Source organism: Coriobacterium glomerans PW2 (assembly GCF_000195315.1).
Taxonomy (GTDB): Bacteria; Actinomycetota; Coriobacteriia; order Coriobacteriales; family Coriobacteriaceae; genus Coriobacterium; species Coriobacterium glomerans.
This window is the reverse complement of sequence record NC_015389.1, coordinates 479,286-496,616: the sequence shown is the minus strand read 5'-3', so window position 1 is coordinate 496,616 and position 17,331 is coordinate 479,286. Positions and strand designations below refer to the sequence as shown.

Annotated in this window: 15 protein-coding genes and 1 CRISPR repeat array (1 of these 16 cut by a window edge); of the genes, 1 reads left to right on the top strand and 14 read right to left on the bottom strand. The window is 56.8% G+C overall.

Annotated features, from left to right (window positions below; translation table 11 throughout):
- Positions 1-523: direct repeats of the CRISPR family, unit length 28 nt; unit sequence GGATCATCCCCGCATGCGCGGGGAGCAC; it reaches 310 nt to the left of the window's first position.
- Between the two features lie 80 nt (positions 524-603).
- The 9 genes from cas2e to CORGL_RS02150 form a co-directional block, all read right to left on the bottom strand.
- Complete coding sequence (cas2e, locus tag CORGL_RS09575; RefSeq protein WP_013708288.1) at positions 604-966, bottom strand: type I-E CRISPR-associated endoribonuclease Cas2e; 363 nt, start codon at positions 964-966, stop codon at positions 604-606.
- On the bottom strand, positions 963-1,910 hold the full coding sequence (gene cas1e / locus CORGL_RS02185) for a type I-E CRISPR-associated endonuclease Cas1e (RefSeq protein WP_280985032.1): 948 nt from the start codon (positions 1,908-1,910) through the stop codon (positions 963-965). Before cas1e ends, cas2e begins: the two co-directional genes overlap by 4 nt.
- A 144-nt stretch (positions 1,911-2,054) precedes the next feature.
- Positions 2,055-2,744, bottom strand: a complete 690-nt coding sequence (gene cas6e / locus CORGL_RS02180) for a type I-E CRISPR-associated protein Cas6/Cse3/CasE (protein WP_013708286.1) — start codon at positions 2,742-2,744, stop codon at positions 2,055-2,057.
- An 8-nt stretch (positions 2,745-2,752) separates the two neighbouring features.
- Entirely contained in the window at positions 2,753-3,457 is a 705-nt protein-coding gene (gene cas5e, locus CORGL_RS10180) for a type I-E CRISPR-associated protein Cas5/CasD (RefSeq protein WP_013708285.1), read from the bottom strand.
- 2 nt (positions 3,458-3,459) lie between these two features.
- Positions 3,460-4,593 (bottom strand): type I-E CRISPR-associated protein Cas7/Cse4/CasC, encoded by a 1,134-nt coding sequence (gene cas7e, locus CORGL_RS02170; protein WP_013708284.1) that lies wholly within the window; start codon positions 4,591-4,593, stop codon positions 3,460-3,462.
- A 27-nt stretch (positions 4,594-4,620) separates the two neighbouring features.
- Entirely contained in the window at positions 4,621-5,280 is a 660-nt protein-coding gene (gene casB / locus CORGL_RS02165; RefSeq protein WP_013708283.1) for a type I-E CRISPR-associated protein Cse2/CasB, read from the bottom strand.
- Entirely contained in the window at positions 5,264-6,991 is a 1,728-nt protein-coding gene (gene casA, locus CORGL_RS02160; protein ID WP_049777664.1) for a type I-E CRISPR-associated protein Cse1/CasA, read from the bottom strand. Before casA ends, casB begins: the two co-directional genes overlap by 17 nt.
- 269 nt (positions 6,992-7,260) lie before the next feature.
- Complete coding sequence (locus CORGL_RS02155; protein ID WP_013708281.1) at positions 7,261-10,401, bottom strand: CRISPR-associated helicase/endonuclease Cas3; 3,141 nt, start codon at positions 10,399-10,401, stop codon at positions 7,261-7,263.
- 197 nt (positions 10,402-10,598) lie between these two features.
- On the bottom strand, positions 10,599-11,453 hold the full coding sequence (locus tag CORGL_RS02150; RefSeq protein WP_013708280.1) for a class II fructose-bisphosphate aldolase: 855 nt from the start codon (positions 11,451-11,453) through the stop codon (positions 10,599-10,601).
- 496 nt (positions 11,454-11,949) lie between these two features.
- Here CORGL_RS02150 and CORGL_RS02145 point away from each other — a divergent pair, with 496 nt between their 5' ends.
- Positions 11,950-12,762 (top strand): DeoR/GlpR family DNA-binding transcription regulator, encoded by an 813-nt coding sequence (locus tag CORGL_RS02145; protein ID WP_013708279.1) that lies wholly within the window; start codon positions 11,950-11,952, stop codon positions 12,760-12,762.
- 9 nt (positions 12,763-12,771) lie between these two features.
- Here CORGL_RS02145 and CORGL_RS02140 read toward each other — a convergent pair whose 3' ends face one another.
- The 5 genes from CORGL_RS02140 to CORGL_RS02120 all read right to left on the bottom strand — a co-directional run bounded on the left by CORGL_RS02140 (position 12,772) and on the right by CORGL_RS02120 (position 17,130).
- Positions 12,772-13,809, bottom strand: coding sequence for a galactitol-1-phosphate 5-dehydrogenase (locus tag CORGL_RS02140; RefSeq protein WP_013708278.1), 1,038 nt, complete (start codon positions 13,807-13,809; stop codon positions 12,772-12,774).
- 113 nt (positions 13,810-13,922) lie between these two features.
- Positions 13,923-15,335 (bottom strand): PTS galactitol transporter subunit IIC, encoded by a 1,413-nt coding sequence (locus CORGL_RS02135; protein ID WP_013708277.1) that lies wholly within the window; start codon positions 15,333-15,335, stop codon positions 13,923-13,925.
- A gap of 131 nt (positions 15,336-15,466) precedes the next feature.
- Positions 15,467-15,754, bottom strand: coding sequence for a PTS galactitol transporter subunit IIB (gene gatB, locus CORGL_RS02130; protein ID WP_013708276.1), 288 nt, complete (start codon positions 15,752-15,754; stop codon positions 15,467-15,469).
- Between the two features lie 58 nt (positions 15,755-15,812).
- Positions 15,813-16,322, bottom strand: coding sequence for a PTS sugar transporter subunit IIA (locus CORGL_RS02125; protein WP_013708275.1), 510 nt, complete (start codon positions 16,320-16,322; stop codon positions 15,813-15,815).
- Positions 16,315-17,130 carry a DeoR/GlpR family DNA-binding transcription regulator gene (locus CORGL_RS02120; RefSeq protein WP_172633515.1) on the bottom strand — a complete coding sequence of 272 codons (816 nt, stop codon included), beginning with the start codon at positions 17,128-17,130 and terminating at the stop codon, positions 16,315-16,317. Before CORGL_RS02120 ends, CORGL_RS02125 begins: the two co-directional genes overlap by 8 nt.
- Positions 17,131-17,331: the final 201 nt, after the last annotated feature.

Below are 17,331 nucleotides of genomic sequence, written 5' to 3'. Positions count from 1 at the left end.
GATCATCCCCGCATGCGCGGAGAGCACGTCAATCTGGTCGAGCGCCTTTAGGTCCTTGGCGGGATCATCCCCGCATGCGCGGGGAGCACGATCGAGAAGGCCAAGCGACTGCGGGCCAACACAGGATCATCCCCGCATGCGCGGGGAGCACCTTGAGCGCGTCGTCGCCGGCGCGCACCGATATGGGATCATCCCCGCATGCGCGGGGAGCACTCTCCTGCGCGGCCTCGGTGGTGACTCCGAAGTGGGATCATCCCCGCATGCGCGGGGAGCACGGCTCACCTGCGGACACGTCGGTGTCAGTCCGGGGGATCATCCCCGCATGCGCGGGGAGCACCCGTGGCGGATGTCGTGGGATGCGTGTCGTACCAGGATCATCCCCGCATGCGCGGGGAGCACGCGAGAGATGGTCTCTGCCGATGAGCCGTCGGGGGGATCATCCCCGCATGCGCGGGGAGCACATCATCATCGTAATGATCATCTGACCAATTGCTGGGATCATCCCCGCATGCGCGGGGAGCACACTTAATTATCTGGTATGAAACCCATCTTTGTAGCTGTTTTTATTAAAGCAAAAGTGCTTTACATCCGCAGCACACAGTTTCATTGGTTCCCAAACTTTTTCATTTTTCGATACTTACTTGCGTTGCTCCATCCTTTTGCAACTGGTCCAACCAATGTTGAATCCTCGGTTCCATAGGGCTTTTTTATCAGTAGGGCTCCATCGCAATCGAAAGGCTGCCAATCCGCTTGATGTACGCTAAACTTAAGGTGCTGTTCATTTTGAGCAGCTTGAACCATGATTGCACGACCCTCCTTCACGGCAGCAAGAACGCGCCCCCAAATCCCCTCGCGGACTCGCGCCGAGATGCAGCCAACAAATACACCAGGAGCAATCTCAAGCAACCAGCGCGTCAGATCTCCCCTAAGCCCGATCGGACATCGTGTAAGAACAAAGATCGTCATTCTTGTACCTCAATCATTTCTTCGTCTCCATATGATCGCCCTGCGGCGACTTCACCCTTCGCCCCGTCCCAAAGACCGACGTGGTCATCCATTTTTTCGCAAGAATCAGATCCATCCACCGAAAGCAGTGCCTTGATATCACGTACCATACGCTTCATGAGCGCGAGATCATAAACCGCGTCGCGGAAATTTCTCCGTGTCGCTGAGCCGACATCCTCCGGAGATTCGGCCACTGTAGCGAATGCGACGGGGATCGACAGCTCTGCCTTATAAAGGTCGGCAACATCATATACAAAGGATTTTTCATGACCGGTATGAACAAACCCCAGCCCGGGAGAGACTCCCAGTGCGATAATCACAGCATGGGCGATACCATATAAACAGAAATGCGCTGCTGACAATGCCTGATTTATGGGCGAGGCATCTTCAAAGTCCTCGGGATTGTAAGTTCGCTTATCCCAGATGACCTTCGTTTTTTCGGACCAGGTTCTGTACACGCGTCGTATCCGGATACCCTCCCTCCCGCGGAGTTGCTGCATGGTGAAATGACTCACGTCCTCTTGGGGAAACCTCATCTGATACATCCGGCGAGCAACATTGAGCCGAGCGTGCGTGTTTGAGACCAGTTTTGCCTGACGCTGCAGCAAAGCCGAGGAGTGAGTAAGCGGTTTGCCGGAGGCGTACATTCTAACGCCCCGCTCCCCCACCCACAGAACCGTTGCGCCGTTTTCACCAATAGCGGTCATAGCCCTGTGTGTCACCGTGGTGCCCGGCCCTAAAAGCATCACATTCAACGATGCGGACGGCACATGAATGGTCCCTTCGTCGTCGGCCACGGTTATGGCATTGCTTTCCCTGTTGATAGCACAGTGCTCGAAATAGAGAAACGAGATTCTGTCTTCCACGCGAGACAGGTCAGAGAGATTGGGAGGAGGCGCTCCCATCCTTTTCGATTTGGGTTTGTTTCCGTTGGACTCATCTGAAGCAACCATATCGATCTCGATTCGTACCGAAAGAATAAACGGGCGCGAGAGCCCCGCATCCCGTTTCTGTATGGATCCGGGGCTCTCATAAATAACAGATAGCGACTATACGGCAGGCTTCACGATCGTGAGCAACCCACATCCGAAGCTTTTCGCACGGCCGATTCCCGAGCAGAGCACCTTTCGAAATTCCACGACATCTGTGATCTCGAGAAGCCCGTCAAAAAAGGCGGTTGCCAACGTGACCGTGCTTTGTCCGCGAGAAAAGCTCTCTTTTGTGCTCTGCGACACGATAAGGGCAGGTTCGCCGTTCTGACTTTGCCGGACACTGAAGCCATGGGCTGCAGTTCGGGAAAGCATCCAGCGCTTCTGCTGCTCAGCAGTCACATGCCCTTGAACGGTTCCGACGATACCCTCTCTGGGGCTCTGTCCTTGATCCTTGAAAACCTTTCGCACCGGATTCGCCTTTATGCGAAAGCTCCATACCTGCCCCTGCTCCAGCGAGTCGAGCAGCGGGAGGTAGCTTTTCGTCTGCCAGCGTTTCGAATCCGTCCAGCCTGCCTGCTCAACAACATGTGTAAAATCGGGCTTATCGGGGCTGACGACGTACAACCAAAGCGTCTTGATCGCCTTCGGCATGGAGTCGAGCCTCCACAAAATACGACAGTCATCGCCTGCTCGTTTGGCGAGCGGCGAGAACGATTGCTCGACGGCCGCATGCACCTTGTACGGGGAGCTGATGAACCGTATCGTATCCGGTCTAGCCATATTTAGTGGCACTTTAGATATGTACATGGAACCTCCTAACATGCGCAAAGGGGATCATGATTAGACGCTATTTTGGCTATATCCTCTTGACCCCAATCGGGATTGTCGATCCAAGCTCGATATACTCTGCGGTCCTCGTACGTGCGCCCCGACTTGCTGAAGCTCAGTGGAAGATCAGCTTGTCGGGAATACGGTTCTCCCTCTCGCGCATCGCAGGCTATTTCGAGTTGCCGGTGCTGCGCTAATCGGCGTTTGCACCGGGAGGATGCGATCCAGTTCATCTGTTGAAGAGCTTGGCGCACATCTTTGTACTCTTCATGCACGCCCAACGAGATCGGAGGATCCGGTGGACAGGATCGTCGTCCGAGATATAAAGGCCATCGAGGGTTTTGGATTGCCTCGTCAAGCTTATGAAGAACATCAAGCTTCCCATGGAGAGCCGCAAGAAATATCGCATCAGCGAGATAATACCTGTTGGAAAGCGGCATCGTGGTTTTGCCGTCGAGCGACCGCTCGGTCTGAAAATCTCGAAGCATATTGCCCTGTTGGTCGATACGAACGCCAAATTCTAATTTCGCAAGATCGTTCAGCGATTCTTCCCGCGTTCTCCCAAGAGCGGATGCCAGCAATCCGATGACCCCGCTTTTCGTTGGCTCTCTCCTAGTGGCTCTCCTAGTAAAACGAGAGGAGTCCCCCCACGACTGCAGGGGACCCGAGAGGCGAAGCAGCAGCACCGCCATGATCAGCTCCTCGTCCTCAGTACACGTTCTGCTTCACGCTGAACCTCGCCAAGCAACGTCTTGAAGTCAATTCTCTCGCCCAGTGCTCCGTTTGGAGTAGCGGGGAGATCGATCGTCGCGCACCAAGCGCGATCAGCGGGCTCATCAAAGAGCCCCTCGATCTCCGCGACCCTTTTTTCCAGCAGCTCGGCCGCCTGTTGCGAGATGGATCGATCCTCCTTGGCAGATACGGGGATTTCGAACGCTGACACTGGGTTGATAGGCTGTCGTGAGCGGAAGGCAACGGAAACAGTACTCGGAAGCGTCCTGTTCGCAAAGGTGTTCTGCTTGCCGGTGGGCATCGACCGAACGAAGGTCTCAACGAACACAGCAGTGCCCTTTGCCGTTCCTTCGATATCTTGGAGCTGCTCGAACAGTGAATCCAAGTTCACGGTCGCGTAGCGATACAAAGTCGAAGAGTTGTATCCGGCCGTTTCGAGCATGCTGGCACCGGTATTATCTGCTGACGCGCAGTCGTCGACAGCGGCGAAGTAATCGTACTCCTGCACGACGCGATCGACCGAGATCGCATGGGCGACCTGAGCTGAAGCATCCGTATTCAGCTTCGAGGCCTCGGTGAGCATGCGACCGAACAGCGCGATATCGATGGCTCTGAGATCTTGAAAGACGGCGGCGGCTTCCTTTTTCATCGACTTGGTCAGTTTATTGATATTGCGTTTTGTATTGTGCCAATCTATCATCAGCTGCGCCAAGCCATCGATTTCCGGCGGAGCAAGGAAAAGGAGATAACCGGTTTCCTGCTCACCGCTGTCGGAGCCGGCGCGCCTAGACTTCTTGAGCTTCAAACCCAAGGCTTTGAGAGCGGCTTCTGCCAGCTCCTGCCCTTCGCTTTCCAGATCTGGACAAGCAGCCACTATTCGATCCTTGATGAGCCTTACCGCATATTTCGTCCGGACGCCCAAAGATCCTTTCGGCAGGTACGCAGGAAACATCTTCCTCATTGCACGCTTCCAGGCCTGGCTTGAGACGCGCGCCCTCCGGGCGCCTCCGTAGAGTGCGGTTTTAGGACTGCCGGTATCGTCTCGGTTGATGTTGTTTGACGGTACATTTTGGATGACGCAGATATCAACAAACATGTTGGTTCCTTTCGATGTGATAATTTCCTACGCCTTCTCTATCTCGATCGCTGCCGCTTTCTGAGGTTCGGTTTCCAGTGAACCGAAATACGCTCGGCTCCAATCGATGAGCACTCGGTCTTTTAGGCCGTCGCACTGAACAAGATAGAGATCCTTAATCAGAGAGAAGTAATCCAATCCAATCTGTTTGCTGCTCATCAACTTGATCAGACCGCGCATATGATAGGCGATGCCTTCAAAATCATATGCTGCCTCTATCGACGCCAAGCGTCTCCTGATGGCGCCCGATCTGTCGATATCGGGATCTATCTGGCGACACGCTTGACCGAACGAATAGGGATTGCGCCTCGGCACCTGCGCACCGTCTTTCTTTTTATGGGGCATGGACATCCCGACCGTATTCGATTGCTGATGGATCGCATAAAACTTAAAGGACGTCGCAACGGCTCGAAGCGCACGGGTTTCCTCGGACGGCCCGAGATCCAATTCTGGCCAATTCTCAAACAGCTCCCGCCCTGCCATGATCCAAGTGGAGGATCCCGGTTCATGCAGGCGGCGCAACTGAGCAAGGACGGAACGCGCATGTGCCGCCCGCGATCCGGAGCCGAGATAGTCTCGTTGTAGTATCTGAATCTTTCGAGCAGCAAAAGCACCGAGCTTGCCTGCGACTTCATAGGTGTTCGACATGGCTGTCCTCCTCTATCCGTGAACCGGAATTAAACGTTGGAGAGCCCAGTGCCTTCGTGAGTCCTCGATAAAAAAGTATCTGTGCCTTCCCTGATGTCATCAGCTCTTCCTTCTTTCCGAATTTCACTCTGTGCACGGAGAACGCACTCGAACTTGCCGCAGAAGCATATGATTTGCCGAGATCGAGAAGGACGCTGCGTACCTCTTCTTTCCAGTCATTGGAATACGAGTCGATATCCTGATCAGGAGTAAAGCCGGAAAGCCGTTTGCGAAATATCGTGTTAAGCTCACTGTAGGCACACTCGCGGATATCATTTTCCATGGTTGAGTTCTGACGCATATAGCCTGCGGAAGATTCCATGTTGCGCACGTATCGCATTAAGCTGAGTACTGCCTGATCGGTGCGAGAAACAAGATCGATCGAAGCTGCTGCCGCTTGAGCATCGTGTCTCATCATCGATACATCGAGATCGAAATGATCATCGATGCTATCAATAATGGCCGAGCTACCCTTTTTTATGTTGTACACGATACCTTGGGCGCAGATTGAGACTATTAGCCCCGATTTTGGAAGAGCAATGTCGGCTTCACCGAGTGTTTCGTTCCATCTGATCACTCCTGGTCTTACATCAGCCCCTTCTTCGTTTCGGGCGGCAAGCAGCGCGGACAAGCCCTCCCATATCGTTTTACTTGGATCGTGTTTCAAAGGCACCCAAGGTGTATGAGAAAGACCGAGCTTCTTTTGTAGACCACCGTCAGATCGCCAGGCCGTCATCCACTCATATGGGTGCTTATCGTAAGAAACCGTCGCATCTCCATAGCAGATCACTACGCCGATCGCTGAATTCTTTTCACCGTCGAAGATGAGTCTGATTCTTCTGCTCTGCCAAGTAAGCAAATCGACCGGACCGTTCGGTTCACGGAAAACGATGTCGCAACTTGGTAAACTTCTCTCCCAAGGAGGAAGATCCACGTCAGACTCTTTATCGCTATTCGAAGCCCGTGAATCGTACAGAACCATATTGAACAGCAAGGTTTCGTATAATGTGCGGCCTCGCACATAGACTCCGCCGATCGCCCCGACAAAGCCCGTTTGCACAACCCCATGAGGGGCGTAAACATGCCCTCGTTTTACTTGAGTGTTTCCTTCAACAGGGCTTTTTATCCCAGCAAAATCGAACGCCTGCGCTAGGATCAAGTATCGCGCTGCTTCCGACAATTTGATACACGGCGGGCTACTTGAACGCTCTTTCATTGCAAACAGGTATTTGTCGGGCTTTGGAATATCAGGGACCAGCTCGCTTATCCAGTCGTATTCCTTTTTCTCGTCTGAATAGGTGAGATCCGCGACCTGATAAAAAGGAGTGACTGGAGACAGGATGTCGAACCGATCTTTGAAGTGCTCCAAGTACTCGTCCACGTATTCCGAATCAAAGTGCCGCTGAGTCCAAAGATCCGACCATAATGCCAGGGCGTCTCGTTTGCTCAGCGCTTGACTCGAATACGCTCGTAGCAGGATCGCGATGAGAAATCTCAGCAGAACGATGCGAAACTGAGGAAACTCATCCGAGATCTCTTGGATCTGGTCTGCATCCTTGAAAACGGTACTCAGTGAGACATCGGCTTTATGCTCGTCTGTATAAGTAACCGGGATCCAAGGCTCAGTCACGAGATTGAAGGTTGGATCACTGTTTATATCGTCTTTCATCATCTGTTCTCCATTCTAATTGCGCTTTCAAAAACCTTCACTCCTCTCTGTGCATCCGGCTGAAGATCTATTGCTACCGCAACTGCACGATTATAAAAAAGAAAGTCCAATCGTTATAGTGGACGCTGCTGAAAGCATTACCGAAAAGCCATCGCTTACGAATCATCCCACCCGTGCAGAGGATTTTCAAAATTAGGTCCTGACATAATTATCCCTCGCGTAACCCCTGATGAAATCCTCATCACGTCCTCCCACTGGCAAATATAGTAAAACTAACTGGAAAGATGATTTTCACTCCTTTTTACATTTTCAGAAAGACCAGCCTCTCGAGAATATGAAACTTCCCAGTTATCAATATCGACAACCAATTCCGTACCTCCTCTCTCTTCAAGAATCAATACGAGGCTGCCAGCCAACCATGGCGAATCCTGCCATGCCCCAATCCAACTCTGAGTCAAAGTTTCGAGCTTCTCGATGAGCGAATCGATCTTTCCTATCGCGCACATGCTCAGCGGCAGTCGCACGGCAGACTGCATGATGAACTGGGACAGTGCGGGGGACGGCTCCTGATCCATGGGAACTGCAGCGCCGTACTCGACAGCTCGTTTCGGATCCCCGACCCATGGCAGAAGTCTGAGCTCGTCATGCTGCCGCCAAAGCAGCAGAACCTCAACGGTCTCTTGCGTGTCGCGAACGGCCCGCGGACCCCAATCATCATCAGCCCCCCGTCTTGCATTCGATTCGGAAACTGCACCTGAAGCGAACAGGTCGACTAACGTGGCATCATTGCTGTGCAGAAAATCCACTGATTTAAGCAGGCACGGGCGCGCGCGGCGCTTCTTTTTGTCATGGACGTCCGATCGCTTCCTGACGGCATCTGCGTAGATGCCCTTCCATGCCTCCGGTATCCTCGACGAAACGTCGCTTCCATACCCTGCCCGCACCGTCCTCGCCACATCGTCGGGAAGCTCGAACTCCGATTCCGGATGGTGCTCTGACAGCTCAAGGACAGCTAACGATTCCAGAAGTGACGCGCGATCGTAGACGCGCTCGACGTCTTGGGGAAATGAAGGCGCTTCTCCCTCCCCCCAATGCTCGATGCCGCGCAGATAGCACGTTGCGCCTCTCAGTTTGCCTGGCCGTTCCGACTCGGCCGTCCCGCGCCGATGACGGTGGACCCTCCCGAGCCGCTGCATGATGAGATCGATCGGAGCCACATCTGAGACCAAGACATCGAAATCGATATCCAGCGACTGCTCAAGGACCTGCGTTCCAACGATTATCTTCAGATACGGTCTTGTGCCAGCATCGACGTTCGCTTCGGGTCCCAGCATCGCTCTCAGCATCCGTTCGTTCGCCATGCGGTCGAAGTCGACAAACCGCGCGTGCGTCAACATGATCGATTCGGATCCGAACTGATCGGAGAGGGCGGCGGCCGTCTGCTGAGCTCTTGTGACGGTGTCACACACGATGCCCGCGCACCCGCCTCCAGATAGCCGCTCGCGCAGCAGCTCAATCAGGGAATCGTTGTCGTCGCTCATGATTTTGACGGTTACGTTCCAGCGACGGCTTGAAGCGGGAATCCCCCGTGATCTCATCTTTTCGCCTTCGCTGTAGGTGATCAGCGGATATGCGGCGGCGACATCCGACGGTTCCTTACCGCTTTCTTTGCTGCTCGCTATCGAAGCGGGAGCACTCGATACAAGCTCAGCACGCCGCCAAGATTGCGCTCGTCTTGCCGTCTCTCTCCAGTTGCCTGTTGCCCTGTGCGGCTGGCCGACCGTCCGGCGTCCTTTCAGGTAGGCTTCGATCAGCTGAGCTCTCAGCGCCGGCGGCAGGGTTGCCGAAAGCAAGACGACCGGCGTTCGCCAGCTGCCGAGCCATTCCAGCACACGTGTGAGATACTGCTGCATGTAGATGTCGTAGGCGTGGCATTCGTCGATCACGACCACTTTGTTAGCCAGCGCCAGATGCCGCAGCGCAAGGTGCTTCATCTGGAGAGCTCCCATGAGCACCTGATCGACCGTGCAAATCAAAAAGTTGGACAGAACTCCTTTTTTTCTGCCGTTCATCCAGTCCGATGCGACAACGCTGTCAGATAGCTCGCCAGCTTCGAGATCCTCTCCGAGAACTTTATATCTCTGCTTGGAGCGCGACGCCGTGACGATGCCTTGAAACTCCTCATTCAGTCGCGCCTTGCCGTGTGCCAGATAGATGCTTCGTTCGTTTTCGTTGTGCTCCGGAAGCCGCTTCAGCCACGCGTGCACGCGCCCGAACATGGCATCCGTCGTCGCCATCGTGGGAAGCGCCACGGCTATGCCCCCGCAGCCGGAACGGGAGGCAAGGATCTCCGCAGCTGCCAGCGCCGCCTCGGTTTTGCCTTCGCCCATCGGCGCCTCGAGAATGATGATGCCGGGATCTTCAGTCGTGCGCGCCACCTGATCGCTTGCAATCTGTATCGGCCGAGGACGCGTACCGCCGGTGAAACCGAACCGCTCCCCATAGAGCGTTTCCATGTCGGGGAGATCGCATGCATCCTCACGCCAGGCGGGAAGGATGCGAGCAGCATCCCACGCCTTTGCCGAACGCGCAGAGAGCTGCTGCGCGGCGTGCCGCGCACAGAGAGCGACCGTGCTCGGCTGATCGGAGTGGTGCAGAGGTACGAGCGGGAAAAACGCCTGATTGCTCACGATCCAATCAACCATGATGATAAGACCGGTGAGCAGGCTCGCGATCTGAGGCTCGACGAATCGGCCGCTCATCAGTGTCAGATCGGCTCGGGTGATCTCCGAAAGGCGCAACGCGTGTTCGATGAGCTCACGCTGAACATCTCTCCAGGCACTTCCGCATGAAGCATCCCAACCCAGCTCCCTCTGGCGCGTCCGCACAGCATCGCCGAGATCCTTCTGCCGCGGAGGGCGACCGTGATGCGCTCCGATGATGCAGGTGAGCGAGCCGGCGATCCCTGCTTCCCAGTGATGTTCGTCCTCGAGATACGCTTTCAGGATCACCTGGCCCGCGATGGCATGGCTCGGTCGGGTGGCGCAATCGAAAACAGAAGTGAAGGGCAGGCCGGCGGATTGCGGTTTCCATGTAAGATAGGCCTCCTCCGCCTCGGTATCAAACAAAACGCGGCGAGCCTGAAACAAGGGTGTCGCTTTGCCGATATCGTGCACGCCGGCCAGAAAGCAGACGAGACGCTGCGCCAGCGCCTCATTCTCGCAGTATGCGCTGCTGATGGCTCCGCGCGTGCTACGTGGCACCCACGTGTCCCAAAGTCTTCTCGCCACGCTGACGGCATCTTGCGCATGCGTGACCAGCGGCAGCCAGGATCGCCCTTCGTCACGATCAGACTTCGCCCATAGTGATCGCGCACGCTTCGAGCACGTCAGCTCTCCGCCAGTCTCGCTCATCGACACCACCCCGCCGTCGGCCTACCCGGTTCCATCAGGTAGCTTCAGTATAGCGATGCGTGGGGACAAGTTTTTACTCACGCATCGCCAGCAGGCGATCCGAGCGTAGGAACGAGAAGTGTCGCCGTCAATGAAAGCACCCCCGCAGCGACGGCGCGGGGGTGCAACCCTCGATCAGATTCGAAAAAGAAGGTTTTTTACGCCCGCCCCGCAGACCCCAGATTCTGCATGTGCTCGCTCACGACCTTCGTGATCTCTGCCATGCCTTGAATCGCGGGCTTCTTGGGATCGAAATTACCCGGGTTCTCCGCCATGTAGCCCATGAAGCCGCGCGTGTAGGCCTGCCGCAGCTCGGTGGCGTAGTTGATCTTGGAGATACCGTTCTTGATCGCCTCGGCGACCTGCTCATCGGGCACGCCGGAGGTCCCGTGCAAGACGAGCGGGATATCGAGACGCGCGGCGATCGCCTGGACGATGTCCTGCTGGATGTGCGGCGTGCCGTGATAGACGCCGTGCGCCGTGCCCACGCCGATGGCAAGCGAGGTGCACCCCGTGCGCTCGACGAACTCGACGGCCTCGTCCGGATCGGTATAGGGGTTCTCGCCGGCGACGGCCGGGCCGTCATCCTCCTTGCCGCCGACCTTGCCGAGCTCCGCCTCGACCGGCACGCCGATGGCTCTGCCCGCGCGCGCGACCGGCGCGGTGATCTCGATGTTCTGCTCGAAGGGCACGTGGCTGCCGTCGATCATGACGGAGGTGTAGCCCACGTGCAAGGCCTGCAGGCAGCGGTCGTACCCGTCACCGTGGTCGAGGTGGAGCGCCACCGGCACGCTCGCCCGCTCAGCGGCGCATTTCACGAGCGCGTGAAAATAGTCGAGACCGGCGTACTTGACCGTTCCCGGCGTGGTCTGCATGATGACCGGGGACCCGGTCTGCTCGGCGGCGGCGAGCACCGCCATGACGAACTCGAGGTTCTCGACGTTGAACGCCCCGATCCCATAGTGGCCCTTCTTAGCCTCGAGCAGCATCTCCTTGGTGGTGACCAGTGCCATAGCGCACACTCCTCTCTCTCCGGCTTCAGCCGGACGGCCGCAACCACATGCGACCGGATTGGATACTCGAAGGGGTCCCGGAGCGACTTATCTTGACTCGGCGCGGCGACCCGATCAGGCTCCGCGCAAACCAGCTCCTACCGGAAAGCCTTCGATTGCTGCTGGCATTATACGAAATCGCAAATACCGGGTCGCAGCGCGATTGAACGAAGCCCGGGTGCTGCCGAAAGCAAACGCATGTCGCGCTTGACTCGATGATAGCCGCACTCGTTGCATTACCCTTTCTAGATGCAAACATCATCGGAGCTACCATACCCGATTTTGCTATACTATCGAACGCAAGCAAACGCAACGCAGATGTTTTCGTATATCAAAAGTAACGAAAACACAATCTGCACAATCCGAGAGTGCCGAGCCGGATGGGCCGGGCTGCGGCAGCACACGACCGCAGACGGCTTTTCCGGCTCGCCCGCACAGCATCTGAAAGGAGCTCTCCATGTCCTGCAAAAAACCTCTGTATGCCGACGAGCGCAGGGCTTCGATCTTGGCCGTTCTCGATCGCTCGGCATCGGTGCAGGTATCCGGTCTCGCCCGCGCGTTCTCGGTCTCAGCTGTAACCATCCGCGGAGATCTTGACGCTCTTGAGCGCGCCGGCAAGCTGCGCCGCACGCATGGCGGAGCCGTCTCACTGCACCGCTCGCTCACGGTCTCCATTCAAGACCGGCGCGTCAACGTGAATGTGGAAGCCAAGCGCAGAATCGCTCAGGCTTCGCTGTCGCTGATCTCCGACGGCGATGCCCTGCTCGTGGACTCCGGGACCACCGCGCTCGAATTCGTCCGCATGCTCGGTGTCTACCAGAGCCTCACCGTGATCACCGCGGACGTCACCATCGCCGATCTCATAGACGAGAGCATGCCCTCCGTTGACGTCATGTTGCTCGGCGGCGCGCTTCGCCAAGGTCACCGCTACCTCACGGGCCCGCTCGTCCTCCGCTCGCTTGAGGTGCTCCATCCCGACAAAGCGGTGATTTGCCCCACCTCCTATGTTCCGGGCCGCGGCCTCATGACCGGCTACGCCCAGATGGCTGAGGTCAAAGCTGCATTTCTCGCCGCAGCCGACGAGTGCATCGTCCTGATGGACGCAACCAAGATCGGAAGCTCGGGGCTCATGCGCTTCGGTGGGCTCGAAGACGTCGATGCCGTGGTCGTGGATGCCGATCCCGATGGACTCATCGAAGCCGACATCCGCACGGCAATGGAGACATCCGCTTCGAGATGCCGCCTTCTGATCGCTGACGCTACGAGCTGACCGGCTGCCTCATCCGCCGATGCGATAGAGCACCTTCACCTCAGATGATCCGGGTGCGCGCATCCGCTCAAACGGCTCCGCAGCATCCTCAAGCGACCAGGTGCTCGTGATGAGCGCAGAGGTGTCGATCTCACCGGTCGCCAGATAGCGCAGCGCCGCGTTCCATACATATCCGGGAAATGGAGCGGAGTAGGACATCCATGAGCCTGTCAGCTCGAGCTCGCGGCGCAAGATCAGCTCAAAGGTCTCCGGATCGAAATCTATCGGTTGGGTGCACGTTCCGATGAATACGACCTTGCCGCACCGATCGGCGTACCTGATCGCCTGAACCTGCGTCACATGGTTTCCGGCTGTCTCGAAGACGACCTCACCGAGCCCGTATCTACCGAAGTGATCATCGAGGTCGACGCGCGCGGGATTTATCGTGCGGTCCGCCCCAACCTCGCGCGCCACTCCGAGCCTGCTCTCGTTGATGTCGACGACGGTGATCTCGCCGATGCCGAGCGCCCGCAGCGCCAGTACCGCCATGAGACCGATCGTTCCCGCACCCAAGATGAGGGCGCGAGCGCCCGGTCGAATTCTGACCCGCTCCATGCCGTGCAAGGCGACCGTAAGCGGTTCGATGGTCGAGGCGATATCGAGTGGAAGAGCATCTGGAACCTTCAAGCAGTTCTTGGCGGGCGCCGTGACATATTCCGCCATCGCACCTGGACGACGCGAACCGATGAAGCTGTAGTTTTCACAGAGCTGCGGGTTGCCCTGCTGGCACTGATCGCACGTACCGCACGGCACGAGCGGCGCGACGACGACCGCGGTGCCGGGAGTCAAACCGCATACCCCCTCACCCGTTCGCTCGATCACGCCCGAGAATTCGTGGCCGAGCACCTGCGGATATTGATGAACCCCTCCTTCGAAGTACCTCGGAAGGTCTGATCCGCAAACGCCGACATAAGAGACCCGGATCAAGACCTCATCGGGGCCGGGGCTCGGCACCTCTATGTCGACGAGTTCCATATTCTTGCTAGCCGTGATCGCAAGCGCTTTCATAAGGCGCTCCCTCGATTCTATGTTTGAATAGCATTCCGTTTCGGACGGACCGCTGCGACCTCGCCGACGTTGAGACTTCAGCGGGCGCAGCCGCCGGATCGCTCACATGAGAGCTAGGCGATCTCCACCTTGCCGGCCTCTCGGCTCGCGTCATGCTCGGCAGATCGCTCGGCAGCGTTCCTCGACTTGAACAACCGCCCGCGTTTGTAGCATATATAGGTATAGGCGAACGCACCGATCCATAGAGCAGCGATGACGATGAACCCGATGCCAAGATCTGTCGTCGTCGCTCTGGTCAGCAGAAATGTGATGGGTGAACCGGATTGATCGAGCGAGGATATCTGCTCCCCCGCCTTGACGAGCCCAACCGAGCGGCCGAGCGCCTGTTGCAGACCGGCCATCTGGTTGGCGATCCACAGGGTGATCGACATGATCAGCGCGCCGGAGAAAAGCGTGCGAAACACGTTTCCCTTATGAACGCCCACGGCGATTGCCACGAAGAATCCTATGGTGGCAAGGTCCCCGAACGGCAGAATTCGATTGCCGGGCATGATGACGGCGATGAGCAATGTCAGCGGCACGAACAGCATGGAGGACGCCACGACGGCCGGGTCGCCGAGCATGAGAGCACAATCGAGACCGATACGGAAGTCGCCGCCTTTGAAGTGCTTATTCAGCATTTCGCGCGCTGCCTCTGAGATTGGCATGAGCCCCTCCATGATGAACTTCACCACGAGCGGCATGAGCTTCATGACCGCGGCCATCTCGACAGCGAGGGTGCCGGCACGGCCCACATCGTATCCCGCGAGCAGACCGATCAGGAAACCGAGAAAAAATCCGATGATCATAGGTTGTCCGAGTACGCCGAGCTTCTCCTCGACGGTCTCCGGTGTGATGTTGATGCGATTGATCAGCGGGATGCGATCAAGCAGATCGTCTACAGGAGCGGCGAAGACTCCCATGTATGCAGATGTGCCGTGAGGCATCGCCATGCCCTCGAGCTCGAAGTACCCGTCGGTAACCGGAACGAACATGTCTCCGAGCTTGTAGGCGATGGCCGCATGGATCGCGACGCAGACGAGAGCGATCGCGAAGTTTCCCGTCGCCATCTCTACGATCGCGCCCGTGAATGCCATATGCCAGACGTTCCAGATATCCACGTTGACGACGCGAGTCGCACGCACGCAGAGCATGAGGATGTTAACGCCGATCGCCACGGGAATCGCGATGATACCCACATCAGAGGCCCATGCCATGGGAGAGGTCCCTGGCCAGCCGAGATCGATGATCGACAGATTGAGATTGAAATTCTCGGCCATGGCCTTTGCAGCCGAGCCGAGATCTCCCGTCATGAGACTCACGACGAGGTTCACACCGACGAACCCGATGCCGACGGTCAGACCGGCGCGCAGAGATTTTCCGATGCCGAGTCTCAGGCACAGCCCGATTATGAAGATGATGACCGGAAGCATGAACGTCGAACCCAGGTTGACGACATACTGAAGCGCTTCGAATATGATGTTCATTGCGTTCTCGCTTTCTTACCCACTGAGGTTTCCTGTACGGGTCACATCACACGGGGCTGCGAGGCGTTTGCGGGGTTCCGGTGGGCGGAGCCCCGCGCTTTCTCTCGCGGTCCGTTTTTTTCCGCAGCCTCTCACGTGCTCTGAAGGGCATCCAAGATCTTGCGCTCGGTGGCTTCGATTCCGATGCCCGAGATGAATGCGACGCCGTGGATCACGGGAACGCCGTAATCGCGACGAACCTTTGCGGTCGTCACGATCAGATCCGCTTGATCCTTCATCGATTCCAGCTCCGTGATGCGAGCCTGAGTGACATCGGCGTCGATGCCGTTTCTGTCGCATATCTCCCGGATTTTGTTCGCTGCAACCGTCGAGGTCGCGATCGCACCTCCGCATGCGACGATGATTCGCTTCACTGCCATGGTCTTGCTCCCTTCCCTCTCGCCGGCGCGTCTGCCGACGCTGTATCTGAGCCGCGCTCTACCACACGCTCGCGATCACCTCCCTGAGTTCGGCTTCATCTGCTGCTCTCATGATGCGCGATACGAGCCCTCCCTGTTGGATTCGCTCTATCAAGCTCGAAAGCACGTCAAGATGCGTCTTGCCCTCACGCATGACGAGGATGAAGAACACGCTGGGGCAGACGATGTCATCCGCCTCGCCGCACATCTCGACGAACTCGATCGGACGCTTGTTGACTATGCACGCGATGGCTTCTCTGAGTACATGCTCGCCATCGGTATGCGGGATCGCCACCGCTGGCTGCGTGGGAAGACCGGTCGGAAACGAGCGCTCCCGTTTGGCGAGCGCCTGCTCGAACCCCGGGCGCACATACCCGTGATCGAGAAGATAGGTGCTCACACCATGGAACAGGTCCGGTTGATCTGCGAAATCAGTCCCATGCAGGTACAGCCACTCAACTTCTGCCGGATCGCGCTTTGAAGGGTCGGTCGGCACGGGTTCTGTGCGCGGGCTTGCAAGATCACTCATCTTTGCTCCTATCGATCTTGATAACCTCCACATTTGCTTCGGTGAATTCCGTCTCCATCGCGGAATCGTCGATATCATCTGTGATGAAGATGTCGATATCGGCGATCTCCGATGTCCGATATAAAGCGGATCTGCCGATCTTCGATGCGTCCGCAAGCAGAATCGACGTGCGGCTGTGCGCAACCATGAGCTTGGAGATCTCGATCTCGCCCATGTGATAGTTCGTGGGGCCGGCTTGCGGGGTGATGCCGGCACATCCGAAGAACCCGATGTCAACGAAGATGTCGCTGGCGCTGTTGAGCCCGAGGCTGCCGAAGAGCGAGTCCTCGTTCTTGCGAACATTTCCACCCAAGATGATGAGTTCGATGCCTGGAGAGTGGATCAGGCGATTCACGATGGGAATCGTATTCGTGACGACCGTGAGACCGGTCGAGTTCGCAAGCTGTTCGGCCAGCGCGTACGTCGTCGTCCCATAATCGAGATAGATCGTGTCACCGGGTTCGATGAATTTCACGGCACGCTGGGCGATCGCCTTCTTTGCCGCATCGCTCTCACCTCGACGCCGATCGTAATCGGTTTCCACGTTCGCCTCGTCTAAAACGGCTCCGCCGTAAGTCTTTCGAAGCAAACCTTCCTGTTCCATTTCGGCGAGGTCCTTCCGGATGGTCTCACGCGAGACGCGCAGCTGCTTGCTCAGATCCATGATGCGAACGGACCGCTTTGCGCGCAGTGTCTCCAAGATCTTGGATTTTCGAACCTCGGTCATGTCCATCTCGCCTTTCTCCAGCTCGTAACATGATAGTGGCAAGTTACTTGGCACTTTGCAATACAAACCTTTGCAATTATTGGCAAACGGTCACTTTTTGGTTGTGAGTTGCATCTATTTTCTCGATCGTCCTACCGAATTGATCGAATTCGGCGACACGAACCGAAAGAAGCCCTCGGCCGCACGGAACCGAGGGCTTCCAAGATTCGATTTGCTATTGATAGCAGGCCGCAGAGGTTCGGA

Bases quoted from the DNA above. Each gene is read 5' to 3' on its own strand.
- cas2e (WP_013708288.1), bottom strand. From the start codon at position 966: ATGACGATCTTTGTTCTTACACGATGTCCGATCGGGCTTAGGGGAGAT.
- cas1e (WP_280985032.1), bottom strand. From the start codon at position 1,910: ATGGGAGCGCCTCCTCCCAATCTCTCTGACCTGTCTCGCGTGGAAGAC.
- cas6e (WP_013708286.1), bottom strand. From the start codon at position 2,744: ATGTACATATCTAAAGTGCCACTAAATATGGCTAGACCGGATACGATA.
- cas5e (WP_013708285.1), bottom strand. From the start codon at position 3,457: ATGGCGGTGCTGCTGCTTCGCCTCTCGGGTCCCCTGCAGTCGTGGGGG.
- cas7e (WP_013708284.1), bottom strand. From the start codon at position 4,593: ATGTTTGTTGATATCTGCGTCATCCAAAATGTACCGTCAAACAACATC.
- casB (WP_013708283.1), bottom strand. From the start codon at position 5,280: ATGTCGAACACCTATGAAGTCGCAGGCAAGCTCGGTGCTTTTGCTGCT.
- casA (WP_049777664.1), bottom strand. From the start codon at position 6,991: ATGATGAAAGACGATATAAACAGTGATCCAACCTTCAATCTCGTGACT.
- CORGL_RS02155 (WP_013708281.1), bottom strand. From the start codon at position 10,401: ATGAGCGAGACTGGCGGAGAGCTGACGTGCTCGAAGCGTGCGCGATCA.
- CORGL_RS02150 (WP_013708280.1), bottom strand. From the start codon at position 11,453: ATGGCACTGGTCACCACCAAGGAGATGCTGCTCGAGGCTAAGAAGGGC.
- CORGL_RS02145 (WP_013708279.1), top strand. From the start codon at position 11,950: ATGTCCTGCAAAAAACCTCTGTATGCCGACGAGCGCAGGGCTTCGATC.
- CORGL_RS02140 (WP_013708278.1), bottom strand. From the start codon at position 13,809: ATGAAAGCGCTTGCGATCACGGCTAGCAAGAATATGGAACTCGTCGAC.
- CORGL_RS02135 (WP_013708277.1), bottom strand. From the start codon at position 15,335: ATGAACATCATATTCGAAGCGCTTCAGTATGTCGTCAACCTGGGTTCG.
- gatB (WP_013708276.1), bottom strand. From the start codon at position 15,754: ATGGCAGTGAAGCGAATCATCGTCGCATGCGGAGGTGCGATCGCGACC.
- CORGL_RS02125 (WP_013708275.1), bottom strand. From the start codon at position 16,322: ATGAGTGATCTTGCAAGCCCGCGCACAGAACCCGTGCCGACCGACCCT.